The organism is Hydrogenophaga sp., assembly GCF_018780075.1.
Classification (GTDB): domain Bacteria; phylum Pseudomonadota; class Gammaproteobacteria; order Burkholderiales; family Burkholderiaceae_C; genus Hydrogenophaga.
Window position 1 is genome coordinate 40120 of record NZ_JADMKB010000123.1, and the last position, 17154, is coordinate 57273.

The following is a 17154-nucleotide window of genomic DNA, read 5'->3' on the forward strand; positions in this document are numbered from 1 at the left end:
CGCCCGGTTTCAAGGGCTGTTTCAGCGCTGGTCCAGCGCCTGTTGCACGTCCTTCAGCAGCGCCGATCCCAGGCTGCGCTGGAAGCCGTCGTACACGGTCTGCAGGTGGCGGCGCAGCGCGCTGCGCTCGGCCGGCGTCAACCCGTGCACCTGCAGCCCGGGCGTGCGCCGCAGCGTGGCCAGGGCCTGTGCGTCCAGTTCGGCGGCGAGGCGGTTGCCGTGCGCCAGCGCCTCGGCCAGCGCCTCGCTGAGCAGTTCGCGGTCGGCCGACGGCAGGCTGGCCCAGAAGCGCGGGTGGCTCACCACCGCGTAGCCCAGGTAACCGTGCTGCGTGAGCGTCAGGTGCGGCTGCAACGCGGCCAGCCCCTGGGTGAGGAAGTTGGAGAGCGGGTTCTCCGCCGCGTCCACCACGCCGCTGGCCAGCGCACGCTGCGTCTCGCCGAACGGCAGCACCACCGGCTGCGCGCCGAGCGCGCGCACCTGCTCGCCCAGCACGCGCGAGGCCTGCACGCGCACGCGCAGGCCCCGGTAGTCGGTGGGTGTGCGCAGGGGGCGCGCGGCGCTCATCTGCTTGAAACCGTTGTCTAGAAAACCCAGGCCCAGCATCTGCTGGCGGCCGAGGCGCTGCAGCAGTCCGCGCCCCACCTCGCCCTGCGTCACGCGGCGCACCTGCGCCAGATCGGCGAACAGGTAGGGCAGGTCGAACACCTCGAACTCGGGCACGCCGGCCATGCCGAACTTCGAGAGCGAGGGCGCCAGCATCTCCACCGCGCCCAGGCGCAGCGCCTCCATCTCGTCGTCATCGCCCCAGAGCTGCGAGGCGGGGTGCACCTCCACCCGGATGCGACCGCCCGCGCGCGCGTGCACCAGCGACTGGAAGCGCAGCGCCATCTGGCCCTTGGGCGTGTCGGGCGCCACCACGTGCGAGAAACGCAGCAGCACCGCGGGCCGCGCCGCCCCCGCCCAGCCGCCCGCCAGCGCACAGGCCGCCCCCAGCACCGCACGGCGCAGGATGCGCGGGGAACGGGGAACGGGCGGGGCGGACATGCTCGCTATGCTAACGAGGCCATGGCAACCGACACCCCGCTGGATTTCGACACGCTGGACCTGGACACGCGCCAGGCCGCGGCCCTGACGCGCCGCGCCATGACCTGGCTGGGTGCGCTGCTGCTGCTGGTGGCGGCCTCGGCGGTGGCGATGTGGCTGTTCCTGCGCGCCGAGGAGGCGCGCGAGGCCGACCGCCGCCGCACCGCCGACGCCGAGTGGCTGGACCAGACCCTGCGCTTCCATTTCCGGCGGCTCGAAGGCGACCTCGCCGCGCTCGCCCTGCAGGCGCAGCCCGCCGGGCCGCGGGCCACGGCCCCGCCCAGCGGCCCCTGGTGGCGCAGCCCCGAGCTGCTGGCCTTTCACGGCTGGGTGCCCGCGGCCGCCCCCGGCGACCGCCGCCCCTGGCCCGCCTACCTGCAGGCGGCGGCGCAGCAGCCCGCCCACGCCGAGGCGCTGAGCACCCTGCTCGACACCACGCGCGGCCTGCAGCGCCCGGCCTACGCCGGCCCGCTGGTGTCGGCGGGCGGCGAAGCGCTGCTCTGGCTCGCCGTGCCGCACTTCGAACAGGGCCGCTTCGTGGGCGACCACGTGGCCGCCGTGCCCGTGGAGCGCCTGCTCGCCGGCTTCATCCCCGCCTGGTTCCTGCAGGACCACGCGCTGGCCCTCGCCGACGGCGGCGCCGAGCCCGGCAGCAACACCCACCGCGGCTACATCGCCCCCATCAACCTCGCGGGCGCCCAGCTGCGCCTGCAGGTGAGCACCAGCGGCGACGGCGCCCCGTTCGCGCCCCGCGCCTTCTTCGCCGTGGCCATGCTCTGCCTGGCGGGCATGCTGCTGGCGCTGCTCGCCCTGTGGCGCGACGCCGCGCGCCGCCAGCGCGCCGAGGCGCGGCTGCAGACCCAGCTGGCCCTGCGCACCGCCATGGAACGCTCGGTCACGCTCGGCCTGCGCGCCTGGGACACCCGCGGTCGCCTGCTCTACGCCAACCCCGCGTTCGCGCGGCTGGTGGGCTGGGCGCCCGCGGAGCTGATCACCCACAGCGGCCCGCCGCCGTACTGGCCCGAAGCGCAGGGCGACGAGTTCGCGCAGCTGCAAACCGCCGCCAGCGACCCCGCCACGCAGCAGGCCGGCGTGGCGCAGCGGCTGCGCCACCGCGACGGCACGGCGATCGACGTGCTGGCCCACAGCGCCCCGCTCACGCTGGCCAGCGGCGAGGTGGTGGGCTGGGTCGGCTCGGTGCTGGACGTGACCGAGCGCCAGCGCGTCGAGCGCCTGGCCGCGCGGCAGCAGGAGCTGCTCGAAGCCTCGGGCCGGCTGGTCGCCATGGGCGAGGTCGCGTCCACGCTGGCGCACGAACTCAACCAGCCGCTGGGCGCGCTCAGCGGCTTCGCCACCGGCCTGCTCAACCGCGTGCGCGAGCGGCGCATCACGCTGGACGAGATCGTGCCGGTGGTCGAGCGCATGGAGCGCATGGCCGACAAGGCGGGCCGTGTGATCCAGCGCATCAACGCGTTCGCGCGCCGGCAGGACATGACGCGCCTGCCGATGGCGCTGGCGCCTTTTGTGGCGCGCGTGGCCCACAGCGTGCCGCTGCCCGAGGGCGTGGCGCTGGAGCTGAGCCTGGCCGCGGGCGACGGCCCCACCGTGCCGGCCGACGCGCTGCTGCTGGAGAACGCGCTGCACAACCTGGTGCTCAACGCGGGCGAGTGGGCGCCGCGCAGCGGGCGCACGCCGGCGCGGGTGCGCGTGAGCCTGGTGCCGGGGGAGCGGCAGATCGGCGTGTGCGTGGCCGACAGCGGGCCGGGCGTGCCCCCGGAGCAACGGGCCACGGTCTTCGACGCCTTCTCCAGCCACAAACCTGGCGGCATGGGCATGGGGCTGGCGATCTGCCGCTCCATCGCCGAAGCGCACCACGGCCGCATCGAGCTGGCGGACAGCCCCGACCTGCTGGGCGCAAAATTCACCCTCTGGTTACCGCTGACATGAACCCCACCGTCCACATCGTTGACGACGACACCGACTTCCGCGACGGGCTGGCCTGGCTGCTCGACTCGCGTGGCCTGCCCACGCGAAGCTGGGCGGGCGGCGACCTGTTCCTGCAGGCGGTGCGCGGTGGCGAGGTGCCCAACGCCTGCTGCGTGGTGCTGCTCGACATCCGCATGGAGCCGCTGTCGGGCCTGGCCACCTTCGAGCAGCTCAAGGCGCAGCACTGGCCGTGGCCGGTGCTGTTCCTCACCGGCCACGGCGACGTGAGCATGGCGGTGGCGGCGGTGAAGAACGGGGCCTGGGACTTCCTCGAAAAACCGTTCCAGAACAACCTGCTGGTGGACAAGGTGGAGGCGGCGCGCCAGGCCGCCGTGACGCTGCACACCGCCTCGCAGGAGAAGCTGCGCTTCCAGCAGGCGCTCGCCGCGCTCAGCGCGCGCGAGCGCGAGGTGCTCGACGAGCTGCTGCAGGGCCACTACAACAAGAACATCGCCGACCACCTGGGCATCGCCCAGCGCACGGTGGAGTTCCACCGCGCCAACATCTTCGAGAAGCTCAAGGTGCAGTCGGCGGTGGAACTCGCCCACCGCATGGGCCGGCTGATCGCCGGCGCCAGCGACTGACCCCTTTGCCGTTCATGACCTCCCCCACCGACCACGACCTGCCCCTGCTGAACGCCACACCGCCCGGCCTCTACCGCCACTACAAAGGCGGCTGGTACGAGGTGATCGACACCGTGCGCTGCAGCGAAACCCTGCAAGGCATGACGCTGTACCGCGCGCTCTACGGCGAGGGACTGAAGACCGGGGGCCAGTGGGTGCGCCCCGCGGCCATGTTCGCCGAACACGGCCGGTTCGACGGCACAGCACAGCCCCGCTTCGCCCCGCACGACCCCGCGCGGGTGCCGCTGGGCGACCTGGCCACCGCGCACGCGCTGATCGCCCACCTGCGCGGCCGCGCGCGGCGGGAGCGGCAGCTTCAGCTCGACACCGCCCTGCGCCCGCCCCCACCCGAGCCCACGGCCTGCTGCGGGCGCGGCTGCAACGGCTGCGTGTGGGAGGGGTTTTACGAGGCGTTGCACCACTGGCGGGTGGACGCCCTCGCGCTGCTCGGCTGACCGGTCTCCCCCCCCGCCGCGCTGCGCGCGACCCCCTCCAGGGGGCGGCACGGGCCGTCCGGCGGAGCCGGCCCGGCGGTGCCCTGGGCCTTCCAATGCACCGGAAAAAGCGGCGTTGCCGGGCGGAATGTCCATGGGCAAAGCGGGGGCTCTGTGGGGGCGCGCTCAAGTGCGGCGCTGGCGTGTCGAAACAGGCTGACCACTTCCAGGTTCCCTGACGCCATGTCCACCATCGAGCTCCCAGAGCCGCTTTCTCCCGAGGTGATCGGCGGCCCCTCCGACCTGCCGACGGTGCTGACCGTCGACGACGAGCCGTCGGTCCTCAGCGCCTTGCGCCGCGTGTTCCGCACGCAGGGCATCCGCACCCTGCAGGCCAGCAGCGCCGCCGAGGGCCTGCAGCTGCTGAAATCCCACCGGGTGGACCTGGTCATCTCGGACATGCGCATGCCCGAGATGGACGGCGCGCGCTTCCTCGAACTGGTCAAGCTCCACGACGAGCGCATCGTGCGCGTGCTGCTGACCGGCTACGCCGACATGGCGTCCACCATCGCCGCCATCAACCAGGGCGCCATCCACCGCTACATCGCCAAGCCCTGGGACGACAACGAGCTGGTGCTGGTGGTGCGCGAAGCGCTGGCCCGGCGCCGCCTGGAACAGCAGAACGCCGAGCTGACCGAGCTGACCCAGCGCCAGAACGAACAGCTGCAGCACGCGAACCAGACCCTCGAATCCCGGGTGGTGGCCCGCACCGCCGAGCTGGAGCAGATCAACGGCATGCTGGACGCGGCCTACGAAGACCTGGACAACACCTTCGTGCTCGCGGTGAACGTGTTCTCCAGCCTGATGGAAATGCGGGGCAGCCACCCGGGTCACGCGCGACGCGTGGCCGACCTGAGCCGCGAGACCGCCAAACGCCTGGGCCTGTCCGACCGCGAGGTGCGCGACGTCACCCTGGCCGCGCTGGTGCACGACATCGGCACCATCGGGTTTCCCGACACCATGCTGGGCAAGGCGGTGTCGACCTACAACGCGGACGAACGCCAGCGTTACCGGCGCCACACCATCGAAGGCGAAACCGCCCTGATGGCGCTGACCCAGCTGCAAGGGGTGGCGAAGATCGTGCGCCAGCACCACGAGCGGATCGACGGCAAGGGCTTTCCCGACGGGCTGTCGGGCGCCGAGATCACCATGGGCGCGCGCATCGTGGCCGCGGCCAGCGACGTGGACGAGATGATCCACGGCACCATGGGGGAACTCAAGCTCTCGATGGACCGCGCCCACGGCATGCTCAAGGGCGGCGCGGGCACGCACTACGACCAGGCCGTGGTCGCGACCTTGCTCCAGGTCGCCGACGACCTGGCCGCCGCCGCGAAGAACGACGTGCAGATCGCGGCGCACGAGCTGCGCCCCGGCATGGTGCTGGCCCGCGCGGTGTTGTCGGCCAAAGGGGCCACGCTGCTGGCGGCGGGCTACGTGTTCGACGAGCGCGTGGTCAAACAGGTCACGGCCTTTGCCTCGCGCGAGGGCATCCGGCTCAGCCTGTGGGTGCAAAGCGCCTCCCTCCCGACCGCCATCAAGCCCACCGAATCGCCCAGAGGGTGAGTCACATGACCGAAGCCCCTGAACCCCACACGTCCGGCGCCAGCATCGCGCGCGACATCGTGCAGGCGGTGGCCGTGCCCTCGGCCCTGCTGGACGCGGACCGCATCCTGTGCGCCAACGACGCGCTGTGCCGCCTGAGCTCGCGCGGCCCCACCGAGCTGGCGGGCCTGTCGTTGCTCGACCTGGTGGACGTGGACTCGCGCCCCCCGCTGCGTTCGGCGCTGCAGAACTGCGCGGAACACGGTGAGCAGCCCCCGGTGGTGTCGGCCTCGATCGTGACCCTGGACGGTGGGCTGCGCCCGGTGGAGATCCACGCGCGCCGGGTCTGCTTCGACGACCAGGCCCAGGTGATGGTGACCTGTGTCGATCTCAGCGACGTGATGCACGTGCAGAGCAGCCTGCTGAAGATGACCAAGATGCTGTCGCAGATCATCGACGGGGCCTCGGTGCCCTCGCTGGTGATCGACAAGCAGCACCGGGTGACGCACTGGAACACGGCCTGCGAGCGCATGACGGGCATCCCGCGCGGCGAGGTGCTCGGCTCCCGCGACGGCTGGAAGGCGTTCTACCCCAAGAAGCGCCCCCTGCTCGCGGAAATGATCGTCGACGGGGTGGATGAGGCCACGCTGCGGTCGTTCTACGGCGGCCAGATGACCCTGTCGTCCACCACCCCGGGAGGGGTCGAGGTCGAGTCCTTTTTCCCCCAGTTCGGCCCATCGGGCAAATGGCTGTTCTTCACCGCCGCACCGCTGTACGACGCGCAGGGCCAGGTGATCGGCGCCATCGAAACCCTGCAGGACGTGACCGCCCGCCGCACCTCGGAAGACGCCCTGCTGCGGCACCGCAACGAGCTGGAAGAACTCGTCCGGCAACGCTCGGCGGAGCTGGCCACGACCGCGCGCAACCTGGAGATGTTCATCGTCAACTCGCCGATCGGTGTGGCCTACACCAGCGGCGGCATCATCCAGCGGGTCAACCCCGCGATGGCCGACATGCTCGGCTACATCGGGGGCGACATGATCGGCCTGCCGGGGCGTGCGGTCTACCTGTCCGACGCGGACTACGCCGCCTTCGGCCGCTACGCCGGCCCCCTGCTGTCGCAGGGCGAGCCGATCCACAGCGAGATGTGGCTGCGCCACGCCGACGGTCACCCGATCTGGGCGCAGATCGACGCCCACGTCGCGGACACCTGCGACACGGCCCAGGGCACCTGGTGGATGATGCAGGACCGCTCGGACATCCGGGACGCACAGGCCCAGCTGCAGGCGCGGGTCACGGACCTCCATGCGATGAACCGCCAGCTGGAAGAGGCCCAGAACCAGCTGCTTCAGCAGGACAAGATGGCGTCGATCGGCCAGCTCGCCGCGGGCGTGGCGCACGAGATCAACAACCCGATCGGCTTCGTCAGCTCCAACCTCAACACCCTGCGCCTGTACGTCAGCGGCCTGCTCGGCCTGAGCGAGGCCTGCGACGCCGCCCTGGCCGCACCCGGCGACGCGGCCACGCTCGGCGCCCTGGCGAAGAAGCGCGAGGACATCGAGATCGAGTTCCTGCGCGAAGACTTGCCCATGCTGCTGGACGAATGCGCCGACGGCCTGGGCCGGGTCAAGAAGATCGTGCAGGACCTCAAGGACTTCTCGCGCGTCGATCACTCCGACTGGGCCGAGGCCGATCTCAACGCGGGACTGGAGTCCACGCTCAACGTCGTGCGCCACGAGGTGAAGTACAAGGCCGACGTGGTCAAGCAGCTCGCGCCGCTGCCGCCGGTCACCTGCCTGCTCGCGCAGCTCAACCAGGTGTTCATGAACCTCATCGTCAACGCGGCGCACGCGATCGCCGAGAAGGGCACCATCACCCTGCTGTCCGGTGTCGAGCAGGGCTGGGCCTGGGTGCAGGTGGAAGACACGGGCTGCGGCATGAGCGCCGAGGTCCAGCGCCGGATCTTCGAACCCTTCTTCACCACCAAGGACGTGGGCAAGGGCACGGGGCTGGGCATGTCCCTGTCGTTCTCCATCGTCCAGAAACACGGCGGCACGATCCAGGTGCACTCGGCCGTGGGCCGGGGCAGCGCCATCCGCGTCTGGCTCCCGGTCGACGGGCCCCAGTCGCTGGCCAAGGACGCCAAGCCACCGTTGTGGACACACGCCCATGAACACGCCACCTGAGCACGCCCCGACCGCAAGCGGCCCGGCGGGGTCCACCCGCCCGCGCACGCTGCTGCTGGTGGACGACGAAGCGGCCATCCTGTCGTCGCTCAGGCGCCTGTTTCGCCGCGACGGGTACCACGTCCTCAGCGCCACCAGCGGCGCCGAGGCGCTGGGTTTGCTGGCCCTGCAACCGGTGGACGTGATCCTCTCGGACCAGCGCATGCCCGGCATGACCGGCATCGAGTTCATGCGCGAGGCCCGGCGCCGGCACCCCCACACCGTGCGCATCACCTTGTCCGGCTACACCGACCTGGAATCGATCATCGAGGCGGTCAACGAAGGCGCCGTGTACAAGTTCCTCACCAAACCGTGGGACGACGATCTCCTGCGCACCCACGTGGCGCAGGCCTTTGAACAGAGCGCGCTCGCGGCGGAGAACCGCCGCCTGGGCGAGGCGGTGCAGGCGTCCAACCGCGAACTGGCCCTCGCCAACCAGCGCCTCGAACGCCTGGTGTGCGACGAGATCGAGCTGCGACGCGCCATGCAGAACGCGGCCGGGGCCTCCCGGGACGCGCTGGACGCCTTGCCCATGGCGGTGTTCGGCATCGGCGACGACGGCATGCTGGCCTACGTCAACCGCCTGGCGGTGCACCAGTGGCCGCACTGGTCGTCCGCGCTGGGGGGCGAGCCCCTGCCCTCGATGCAGCGGGTGCTGTCCGCGCTGGCATCGTCCGCGGCCGGCGACGACAACGACGGTCTCCGCACCGCCATCGACGGGCACACCGCCAGGGTCTGGCTGCGCTCCATGCCCGGGCAGCGGCACCCCCTGGGTCGGCTGGTGCTGGTGCAACGGCAGACAGGGGCCCCCGCGGTGGACTCAGGGAGCCTGGCGTGAGCACCGTCACCCTGGACGCCCCGGTCGCCCCGGTCGCCGTACTGAAACCCGCCAGCTGGGCGCGGTGCATCGGTGAGCTGCCATCGCTGCCCAGCGCCTTCATGGCCGCGGTGAAGGTCCTGAGCGAAGACGACGCGCCCGCGTCGGCCTGCATCGAAGCCATCGAACGCGACCAGGCCCTGACGGTGCGCGTGCTGCGCCTGGCCAATTCCGCGTTCTACGGCGCGCCGGGCCAGGTCTCGCGCATCGGCGACGCCGTGCAGATGCTGGGCCTGCGCACCGTCGCGAGCACACTGGCCGTCGTGTCGCTGCGGGCCACGCTGGGCGCCTTGCGCTGCGAGGGCTTCTGCTTCGACACCCACTGGCAGCACACGCTGTGCACAGCCCTCGTGGCCCGGGAGCTGGCCAAGGTTGCGTCACTGGACACCGGCGAGGCCTTTTTGCTGGGCCTGCTGCACGACGTGGGCAAGCTGGTGCTGGCCATGACCAGCCCGGAGCAGGAAGCGCAGGCGCTGCGGATCTGCCGCTCGGAAGGGGTGGCCATGCACGAGGCGGAGCACCGCGTGTTCGGCGTGTCGCACCCCGAGGTCGGCGCCGCGGTGGCCCGGCAGTGGAACTTCCCCGCCAGCCTCGCCGAGGCGATCGCCGGTCACCATGCGCCGGCGCCCATGGCCGCCGGGCAGCGGCTGAGCCTCACCCAGCTGGTGCACCTGGCCGACCACATGGCCCACGGCCTGGAAGCGCCCCCGGCCGACCTTCAGTCCCTGTGGGCGGACCCGCGGTGGTCCGTGCTGGGCACCAGCGAGCAGCGCCTACGGGATCTGACGGAGCGCGTCAGCGCGGAGTTGCAGGCCTTGGCCTGCGCATGAGTTTTCTGATTGGAGCGACCCATGAACCATCCCCTGCAAGGCAGCATCCTTCTTGTCGACGACGAGGCCTCCATCGTGCGCTCCCTGCACCGGGCGCTGCGCGCGCCCCTGGGGAACCAGGTGAAGATTGTGACCTGCAGCAGCGGCACGGACGCCATCGAGGAACTGCTGGCCCAGCGGTTTGACGTCATCGTCAGCGACCTGCGCATGCCGCACATGGGGGGCATGGAGCTGCTGGCCATGGCCGCGGACATCCAGCCCGGGTGCCTGCGCATGATCCTGACGGGCACGGCGGACTTCAGCACCGCGCAGGACGCCGTGAACCAGTTTGGCCTCTACCGCTACCTCACCAAACCCTGGGACACCGACGAACTGGTGCGCCACGTCACGGCGGCCCTCGCCGCCAGCGTGGCGCAGCGGTCCCAGCAGGACCAGGCCATGGCGTGGGCGGCCAGCCAGGGCCAGGTCAGCGCCGAAGCGCTGGAGCGGCGCAAGCTCGAAGCCCTGGAGCCGGGCATCACCCGGGTCGAGTGGGACGAGGACGGTTGCGTGATCATGAGATAGAGAAGCCCCCCTGCCGCGCTGCGCGCGACCCCCCAAAGGGGGGCGGCACTGGCCGTCCGGCAAAGCCGGCCCGGCGGTGCCCTGGGATGCGCCACTCCATGCGGCCGGTGTGACACACCGGCCGCATGGACGGCGGTTCAGAACAAATCGCCTTGCCCGCGCAGCGCGGCCGGGCGGAATTGCGTGGTGTCCAGCGGCTCGCGCGTGCGGTTGAAACCGAGGCGGTCGCAGGTCTTCACGAAGCGCTGGCGCAGCAGGTCGGCCCAGATGCCCTGGCCTTTCATGCGGGTGGCGAAGTCGGCGTCGTAGTCCTTGCCGCCGCGCATGTCCTGCACGCGCGCCATCACCCGCGCGGCGCGGTCGGGGTAATGCTGTTCCAGCCACTGGCGGAACATCGGTGAGAGCTCCCAGGGCAGGCGCAGCACCTGGTAGAACGCGCGCCGTGCTCCCGCCTCAAAGGCCGCTTCCAGCACCTGCTCCATGTCGTCGTTGATGAACGGGATCTGCGGCGACACGCTCACGCCCGTGGGCACGCCCGCCTCGGCCAGGGTGCGGATGGTGCTCAGCCGCCGGTGGGGCGCCGCGGCGCGCGGCTCCAGGATGCGGGCGAGCGCCGGATCGAGCGTGGTGATGGTCACGTACACCGCCGCCAGCCGCTGCCGTCCCATGGGCGCGAGCAGGTCGATGTCGCGCTCCACGCCGCTGCCCTTGGTCACCATGGCCAGCGGGTGGTGCGCGGTGTGCAGCAGCTCCAGCACCTGGCGGGTCAGCCTCAGCCCGCGTTCGATGGGCTGGTAGGCGTCGGTCACGGTGCCGATGGCCAGCAGGTCGGGCGCGTAGGCCGGCCGCAGCAGCTCGGCGCGCAGCACCTCGGCGATGTTGCGCTTGGCCACCAGCCGGGTTTCGAAGTCGAGCCCCGGCGAGAGGTTGAGGTAGCTGTGCGTGGGCCGGGCGTAGCAGTACACGCAGCCGTGCTCGCAACCCCTGTAAGGGTTCAGGCCGAGGTTGAAGCCGATGTCGGGCGAGTCGTTGTGGGTGATGGCGCTCTTCGCGTCTTCCAACGTCACCTGCGTGGCCGGCGCGGGCGCTTCTTCGCCCGCGGCCGCGGCGTCGTCCAGCGTGCCCCAGCCGTCGTCGAACGCGGCGCGGGTGTCGCGCTCGAAGCGGTGCGGCGTCTGTTGGGCCACGCCACGGCCCTTGATGGCCTGCACGGGGATGCGGACGGTGGTCATGCTTGAATACTGTACAAAACACCAGTATAGGTTCTGTCCCCAGCCGGGCACAAGGCCGCTGGTCAGGCCGGAACCATCCCTTGCACCGCGCGACACCGCTTGGGGCCGTCGGCCCGAAAGCCCTTCACGGCGCCAGCGCGCCGGTGTCAAACACCGCGTGCACCGTGGTGCCCTGCCCGGCCCCGGAACGCAGCTCGCACGAACCGCCCGCCAGGCGCGCGCGTTCCTGCAGGCCGGCCAGGCCGATGTGCCCATTGCGCAGCGCGGCCACCACCGCCCGTTCCGGTTCGAAGCCGACGCCGTCGTCGGTGACGCTGAGCTGCAGGCGGGCAGGCGCCATGGACACCCGGATGTCCACGGCCGTGCAGGCGCTGTGCCGCATGGCGTTGCTCAGCGCTTCCTGCACGATGCGGAAGGCCGCCGTCTCCACCTCGGGCGGGTAGCGCAGCGCCCCGCCCTCGGCCTGCAACCGCACCACCAGCGTGGGCAACTGGCCCAGCGACGCCACCAGGCTGCGCAGCGCGGCCAGGACGCCGAAGTCGTCCAGCTCCAGCGGGCGCAGGCCCCGGCCGATCTGGCGCACGCGCGCGCCGAGCTGGTCCGACATCTGCAACACGCGGCCCGCCAGCCCGGCCACCGCGCCGTCGCCGGCCACCTCGACCATGTGCGCCAGGTGCAGCCGCATCGCCGCGACCACCTGGCCGATGTCGTCGTGCAGCTCCTGCGCGATGTGCTGGCGCTCGGCCTCCTGCACCTGCAGCAGCCGCTGCGACAGCGCGCGCAAGGAGGCCTCGGCGCCGCGCAGGCGTTGCTCGGTGCGGTGCAGCGTGGTGATGTCCTTGATGAGCACCAGGCAACCCGGACGCGCGCCGTCACCGCCCTTCAAGGGGATGTAGGAGGTGAGCAGCACCTTGCGCACGCCCTCCGTGGTCTCGATCTCCACCCGCTCGTCCATCACCGCTTCACCCGCCTTCAGGGCCCGCGTGGTGCCCCACTCGTCGTCGCCGATCGGGCGGCCGGTGTCGGCCCACCAGCCCAGGCACCCGGGAAAGCGGCTCACGTCGGCGTTGCGCACGCCGTCCCAGATGGCGATCGCCGCCGGGTTGCGGTGCAGGGTGTGGCTCTGCTCATCGCAGACCCAGACGCCCTCGGGCAGATGGGCCAGCACCTGGGTGAACAGCGTGTCTGCCGGGGCATGGCCCGCTCGCGCGGGCGACGGGGACGTGGTGAGGCGTGTCATCGGACAAGATGGTGCGGAGGGCAGACGGGGGCCGTCTGTGCGCCAGCGGACACTGACGGGCGCCGAGGGCATCCCTTGTTGGGCCGGGGAAAGAGGCCCTGGCGCGGGCCGGCAAACGCCCGCGCCCCGGGGGGCACGCTCAACCCCGGCGCTGCAAGGCCGTTCGCGGACCGGTATAAAGGACCCTTCCCACCCCGCTGCCACCGCCCCCAAGAGGCCCGGCATTGCGCGGCAGCCCACCCCCAACACAGCCAGTCCACCATGACCCCATCCCCAGTCGCGGTCGATTCCGCCGACGCCATCGTCCGCGTGCGCGGCGTCAGCAAGACCTACGCCGGCGGCTTCCAGGCGCTCAAGAACATCCACCTCGACATCCGCCGCGGCGAAATCTTTGCGCTGCTCGGCCCCAACGGCGCCGGCAAGACCACGCTCATCAGCGTCATCTGCGGCATGGTCAACGCCAGCGAAGGCACGATCACCGCCGACGGCTTCGACACCGTGCGCGACTACCGGAAAGCCCGCGCCACCATCGGCCTGGTGCCGCAGGAACTGCACACCGACGCGTTTGAAACCGTGTGGGCCACGGTGAGCTTCAGCCGGGGCCTGTTTGGCCAGGCGCCCAACCCGGCCTACATCGAGAAGATCCTCAAGGACCTCTCGCTCTGGGACAAGAAGGACAACAAGATCATGACGCTCTCGGGCGGCATGAAGCGCCGCGTGCTGATCGCCAAGGCGCTCTCGCACGAGCCCAAGATCCTGTTCCTCGACGAGCCCAGCGCGGGCGTGGACGTGGAACTGCGGCACGACATGTGGCGCCTGGTGCGCGAGCTGCGTGACGCGGGCACCACCATCATCCTCACCACGCACTACATCGAAGAGGCCGAAGACATGGCCGACCGCATCGGCGTGATCCGCAAGGGCGAGCTGATCGTGGTGGAAGACAAGGCTGTGCTCATGCGCCAGCTCGGCCAGAAGCAGCTGGCGCTCTCGCTGCAACACCCCTTGGCGGCGGTGCCACCGTCGCTGGCCCCGTGGCCTCTCGCGCTCTCGGCCGACGGCCTCACGCTGACCTACAGCTTCGATGCGCAGAAAGACGACACCGGCATCGCCGAGCTGCTGGCCGCGCTGGGCGCGCAGGGCATCGGCTTCAAAGACCTGCGCTCCAGCGAAAGCTCGCTCGAAGACATCTTCGTGAGCCTGGTGCACGAACAACAAGACGAACAGAAAGCGAGCGTTTGAAGATGATGGGTTTGAACCTGCACGCCGTGCGCGCCATCTACATGTTCGAGATGAACCGCGCCTTCCGCACCTGGGCACAGAGCATCATCGCGCCCGTGCTCAGCACCTCGCTGTATTTCATCGTCTTCGGCTCGGCCATCGGCTCGCGCATGGGCGACATCGGTGGCGTGAGCTACGGCGCCTACATCATCCCCGGCCTGCTCATGCTCTCGCTGCTGAGTGAGAGCATTTCCAACGCGGCCTTCGGCATCTACATGCCCAAGTGGTCGGGCACCATCTACGAGCTGCTGAGTGCGCCGGTGAACTGGGTCGAGGTGCTGCTGGGCTACGTGGGCGCGGCGGCCAGCAAGAGCCTGCTGCTCGGCGTGCTGATCCTGCTGACCGCGCGCGCGTTCGTGCCCTATGAGATCGCGCACCCGGTGTGGATGGTGGGCTTCCTGCTGCTCACCGCCATCACCTTCTGCCTGTTCGGGTTCATCATCGGCCTGTGGGCCGACAGCTTCCAGAAACTGCAGGTGATCCCGCTGCTGGTCATCACGCCGCTCACCTTCCTGGGCGGCGCGTTCTACAGCATCAGCATGCTGCCCGAGCCGTGGCAGACGGTGTCGCTGTTCAACCCGGTGGTCTACCTCATCAGCGGCCTGCGCTGGGCCTTCTACGGCGCGGCCGACGTGCACATCGGCGTCAGCACCGGCATGACGCTGATGTTCATGCTGGCCTGCCTGGGCGTGGTGTGGTGGGTGTTCAAGACGGGGCACCGCATCCGCCGCTGAAGGGCGTGGCCATGTTCATTCCCCACCACTGGGCCGAGGCCCGGCGCCAACACCTGCCTGCGCTCTCGCGAGTTCTCCTCAAAAGATTGCTGATGTAAGCCTTAAGCCGCAGGGACTCGCCTGCCACCGCCGCCTGATTCTCAAGCCGTCAGCGGCTCTGCAGGCGATGCGCCTGCCGGAACGCCTCCGGCGTCGTGCCGACGAGCCGCCGAAAGAACTTGACGAAGTTCGTCGGCTCGCTGAAGCCCAGAAGCTCCCCGATGGCGACCGACGTCGACGTGCTGTGCACGAGCAGGCGCTGAGCCTCCAGAGCCACGCGCCTATCCACCTCCTCCTTGGCCGAATGCCCCAGCGCGTCCTTGCAGGTGCGCGTCAAGGTGCTCGTCGAGACCCGTAGCCTGCGGGCGAGCAGGGCCACCGATGGACGGGTGTCGACCAATCCTTCCAGCTCGTGCCGCAAACGTCGAACCAACACAGTCTGCACCGTAGGAGCTGTCGCATGCCCCGTCGCCGATCGGCTGAGGCTGAGCATCAGGCACACAAGCAGCTCGCGCGCCATGGCGGCTGACAGCCCGTCCAGCAACGGCCGATCGAGTTCCCTGCGGAGCGTCGCGGCCAGGGACCTCCAGGCGGCCAGACCGTCTGGTTCCAGCGTGAAGTGGACCGGCCACTCCTCCAGGCGCAGCAGCGCCATCGTTCCCTGCTGGGACTTCGATGCCTTGGGTTGCACAACCGCCGGATCGATCAACAGCACGTCGGCTTCGAGACCATTCGCCGGCTGCCACTGCTGCACTTGTCCAGGTCTCACGAACACGACGTGACCGGTGTGCAGCTTGAAGCGCTCAAAGTCGACCAGGTGCTCTCCACGCCCTTCGGTTGCCACGAGCACCATGAAAAACTCGACGCGCTCCGTCTCGAAAAACAACTTCTCGGACACCCGGGAACGGAGTTCCGACAGGGTCATCAACTCCACGCCGATGGGATTCAGTCGGGCGCTCGCGAAGCGCGTCTCTCGCAGTACCTTGCGGGGCTGGGTCACCAACCATCCTTTCAGCTCGCCGATGGGCGCGCACGCGCGATTTCTACCATCAATTGCCCGACGATGACCTAGAAGGCGGGGCTTGATGCCGGCAAAGTACGTGCTGCAAACAAACCAGAGCCCACTCCCATGCATTCCTTCCGTACCCTCACCACGCGAGTCGTCGCGTTGGGCCTCCTGTCGGTCGTTGCTGGCTGCGCATCGACCCTCACTTCTTCCAAAGGAACCTCCATGTCCTCTCAACCCAAAGAGCAAGTCGTTGCGCTGCTCAAAGCCATTGAAACAGGCGAATCGGCACCGGTGGCTGTCGTCAACCCCACCAAGTACATCCAGCACAACCTCGCCGTCGGCGAGGGACTGGCTGGCTTCGGTGCGGTGCTGCAGGCCCTGCCGAAGGGTTCGGCCAAAGTGAACACGGCGCGGGTTTTTCAAGACGGTGAATTTGTCTTCACACACACCGACTACAACTTCTTCGGCCCGAAGATTGGCTTCGACATTTTCCGCTTCGAGGACGGCAAGATCGTCGAACACTGGGACAACCTGCAGGAAACGCCGGCCAAGCCCAACCCGAGCGGCCGCTCGATGATCGACGGGCCGGCCGTGGCGACGGACCTGGACAAGACGGCTGCCAACAAGAAGCTGGTCGCGTCGTTCGTCGACGACATCCTGGTGAACGGTCGCATGGATCGGCTGGCGGGCTACTACGACGGCGACAAGTACCACCAGCACAACCCGCAGATCGGCGATGGGCTGAGCGGGCTCGGCGCCGCGCTGCAGGCCATGGCGAAGGCCGGCGTGACGATGAAGTACACCAAGGTTCACAAGGTTCTGGGCGAGGGCAACTTCGTGCTCATCGCGAGCGAGGGCGAGTTCGCCGGCAAGCCGAGCGCGTTCTACGACCTCTTCAGGGTCGAGAACGGCAAGATCGCCGAACACTGGGACACGATCGAGACCATCCCGCCGCGGTCGGAGTGGAAGAATCCGAACGGCAAATTCTGACGGCACGGAGGACACATGAGCCCCTGGAAGTTTTTTCTGAGCAGCGTCTTGTCGGCGACGTTCGCGGTCCAGCCGACACTGGCCGCCGACCCAGGCAGCAACGTCGTCGAAGTCGTCACATTCAAGCTCAAGGCTGGCGTCACCGCGGCCGAGTTCGCTCCGATCGACAAGGCGGTTGAACGTGACCACGTCGCCAAGCAACCGGGCTTCGTGTCACGCGAGAGCGCGCGTGGCGCGGACGGCGAGTGGCTGGTCATCGTGCACTGGCGATCGGCCAAAGACGCCGACGCATCGATGGCGACCTTCGAGAAGGCCCCTGCCGCCGCGCCGTTCATGTCAAAGATCGAGGCCTCGACGATGAGCATGAAGCGCTACCAAAAGTAGCGTTCGCGAGTTGGCCTGAGT

16 protein-coding genes and 1 pseudogene are annotated in these 17154 nt (G+C 69.8%); 13 read left to right on the forward strand and 4 right to left on the reverse strand.

The annotated features are described in order from the left end of the window. Positions 1–21: 21 nt before the first annotated feature. Positions 22–1047, reverse strand: a complete 1026-nt coding sequence (locus tag IV088_RS20120) for a DctP family TRAP transporter solute-binding subunit (protein ID WP_291105681.1) — start codon at positions 1045–1047, stop codon at positions 22–24. A gap of 21 nt (positions 1048–1068) precedes the next feature. On the opposite strand from IV088_RS20120, the gene IV088_RS20125 reads away from it, so the two are divergent. The 9 genes and pseudogenes from IV088_RS20125 to IV088_RS20165 all read left to right on the forward strand — a co-directional run bounded on the left by IV088_RS20125 (position 1069) and on the right by IV088_RS20165 (position 10227). Beyond that, on the forward strand, positions 1069–3033 hold the full coding sequence (locus tag IV088_RS20125) for an ATP-binding protein (protein ID WP_291105682.1): 1965 nt from the start codon (positions 1069–1071) through the stop codon (positions 3031–3033). Beyond that, positions 3030–3656 carry a response regulator gene (locus IV088_RS20130; RefSeq protein ID WP_291105683.1) on the forward strand — a complete coding sequence of 209 codons (627 nt, stop codon included), beginning with the start codon at positions 3030–3032 and terminating at the stop codon, positions 3654–3656. The genes IV088_RS20125 and IV088_RS20130 overlap by 4 nt, the downstream gene beginning before the upstream one ends. Before the next feature lie 14 nt (positions 3657–3670). Beyond that, positions 3671–3913 (forward strand): annotated as a pseudogene (locus IV088_RS20135) (DUF1653 domain-containing protein); the annotation flags it as partial. A 54-nt stretch (positions 3914–3967) separates the two neighbouring features. Further along, positions 3968–4150, forward strand: coding sequence for an oxidoreductase-like domain-containing protein (locus tag IV088_RS20140; protein WP_291105719.1), 183 nt, complete (start codon positions 3968–3970; stop codon positions 4148–4150). Between the two features lie 222 nt (positions 4151–4372). Next, positions 4373–5752 (forward strand): HD domain-containing phosphohydrolase, encoded by a 1380-nt coding sequence (locus IV088_RS20145; RefSeq protein WP_291105684.1) that lies wholly within the window; start codon positions 4373–4375, stop codon positions 5750–5752. Between the two features lie 5 nt (positions 5753–5757). Then, positions 5758–7917, forward strand: coding sequence for a PAS domain-containing protein (locus IV088_RS20150; protein WP_291105685.1), 2160 nt, complete (start codon positions 5758–5760; stop codon positions 7915–7917). Next, on the forward strand, positions 7901–8794 hold the full coding sequence (locus IV088_RS20155) for a response regulator (protein ID WP_291105686.1): 894 nt from the start codon (positions 7901–7903) through the stop codon (positions 8792–8794). Before IV088_RS20150 ends, IV088_RS20155 begins: the two co-directional genes overlap by 17 nt. Next, positions 8791–9663 carry an HDOD domain-containing protein gene (locus tag IV088_RS20160; protein WP_291105687.1) on the forward strand — a complete coding sequence of 291 codons (873 nt, stop codon included), beginning with the start codon at positions 8791–8793 and terminating at the stop codon, positions 9661–9663. Before IV088_RS20155 ends, IV088_RS20160 begins: the two co-directional genes overlap by 4 nt. Positions 9664–9684: 21 nt before the next feature. After that, entirely contained in the window at positions 9685–10227 is a 543-nt protein-coding gene (locus tag IV088_RS20165) for a response regulator (protein WP_291105689.1), read from the forward strand. A 137-nt stretch (positions 10228–10364) separates the two neighbouring features. Here IV088_RS20165 and IV088_RS20170 read toward each other — a convergent pair whose 3' ends face one another. Both IV088_RS20170 and IV088_RS20175 read right to left on the reverse strand, forming a co-directional pair. Beyond that, the gene (locus IV088_RS20170; RefSeq protein ID WP_291105690.1) at positions 10365–11459 is read right to left on the reverse strand and encodes a PA0069 family radical SAM protein; all 1095 of its coding nucleotides are present in this window, start codon (positions 11457–11459) and stop codon (positions 10365–10367) included. Between the two features lie 124 nt (positions 11460–11583). Next, positions 11584–12699 (reverse strand): ATP-binding protein, encoded by a 1116-nt coding sequence (locus IV088_RS20175; protein WP_291105692.1) that lies wholly within the window; start codon positions 12697–12699, stop codon positions 11584–11586. Between the two features lie 261 nt (positions 12700–12960). On the opposite strand from IV088_RS20175, the gene IV088_RS20180 reads away from it, so the two are divergent. Next, positions 12961–13938, forward strand: coding sequence for an ABC transporter ATP-binding protein (locus IV088_RS20180; RefSeq protein ID WP_291105693.1), 978 nt, complete (start codon positions 12961–12963; stop codon positions 13936–13938). Positions 13939–13949: 11 nt separating this feature from the next. After that, positions 13950–14711 carry an ABC transporter permease gene (locus tag IV088_RS20185; protein WP_291105721.1) on the forward strand — a complete coding sequence of 254 codons (762 nt, stop codon included), beginning with the start codon at positions 13950–13952 and terminating at the stop codon, positions 14709–14711. A gap of 148 nt (positions 14712–14859) precedes the next feature. Here the strand turns inward: IV088_RS20185 and IV088_RS20190 are convergent, their stop codons facing one another. Next, positions 14860–15750, reverse strand: a complete 891-nt coding sequence (locus tag IV088_RS20190; protein ID WP_291105695.1) for a helix-turn-helix transcriptional regulator — start codon at positions 15748–15750, stop codon at positions 14860–14862. A 231-nt stretch (positions 15751–15981) separates the two neighbouring features. On the opposite strand from IV088_RS20190, the gene IV088_RS20195 reads away from it, so the two are divergent. Then, positions 15982–16749, forward strand: coding sequence for a nuclear transport factor 2 family protein (locus IV088_RS20195; RefSeq protein WP_291105696.1), 768 nt, complete (start codon positions 15982–15984; stop codon positions 16747–16749). 15 nt (positions 16750–16764) lie between these two features. Continuing rightward, positions 16765–17133 carry a hypothetical protein gene (locus IV088_RS20200; protein WP_291105698.1) on the forward strand — a complete coding sequence of 123 codons (369 nt, stop codon included), beginning with the start codon at positions 16765–16767 and terminating at the stop codon, positions 17131–17133. Positions 17134–17154: the final 21 nt, after the last annotated feature.

Coding starts and splice junctions, on each gene's coding strand:
- IV088_RS20120 (WP_291105681.1), bottom strand. CDS start 1,047: ATGTCCGCCCCGCCCGTTCCCCGTTCCCCGCGCATCCTGCGCCGTGCG.
- IV088_RS20125 (WP_291105682.1), top strand. CDS start 1,069: ATGGCAACCGACACCCCGCTGGATTTCGACACGCTGGACCTGGACACG.
- IV088_RS20130 (WP_291105683.1), top strand. CDS start 3,030: ATGAACCCCACCGTCCACATCGTTGACGACGACACCGACTTCCGCGAC.
- IV088_RS20145 (WP_291105684.1), top strand. CDS start 4,373: ATGTCCACCATCGAGCTCCCAGAGCCGCTTTCTCCCGAGGTGATCGGC.
- IV088_RS20150 (WP_291105685.1), top strand. CDS start 5,758: ATGACCGAAGCCCCTGAACCCCACACGTCCGGCGCCAGCATCGCGCGC.
- IV088_RS20155 (WP_291105686.1), top strand. CDS start 7,901: ATGAACACGCCACCTGAGCACGCCCCGACCGCAAGCGGCCCGGCGGGG.
- IV088_RS20165 (WP_291105689.1), top strand. CDS start 9,685: ATGAACCATCCCCTGCAAGGCAGCATCCTTCTTGTCGACGACGAGGCC.
- IV088_RS20170 (WP_291105690.1), bottom strand. CDS start 11,459: ATGACCACCGTCCGCATCCCCGTGCAGGCCATCAAGGGCCGTGGCGTG.
- IV088_RS20175 (WP_291105692.1), bottom strand. CDS start 12,699: ATGACACGCCTCACCACGTCCCCGTCGCCCGCGCGAGCGGGCCATGCC.
- IV088_RS20180 (WP_291105693.1), top strand. CDS start 12,961: ATGACCCCATCCCCAGTCGCGGTCGATTCCGCCGACGCCATCGTCCGC.
- IV088_RS20195 (WP_291105696.1), top strand. CDS start 15,982: ATGTCCTCTCAACCCAAAGAGCAAGTCGTTGCGCTGCTCAAAGCCATT.
- IV088_RS20200 (WP_291105698.1), top strand. CDS start 16,765: ATGAGCCCCTGGAAGTTTTTTCTGAGCAGCGTCTTGTCGGCGACGTTC.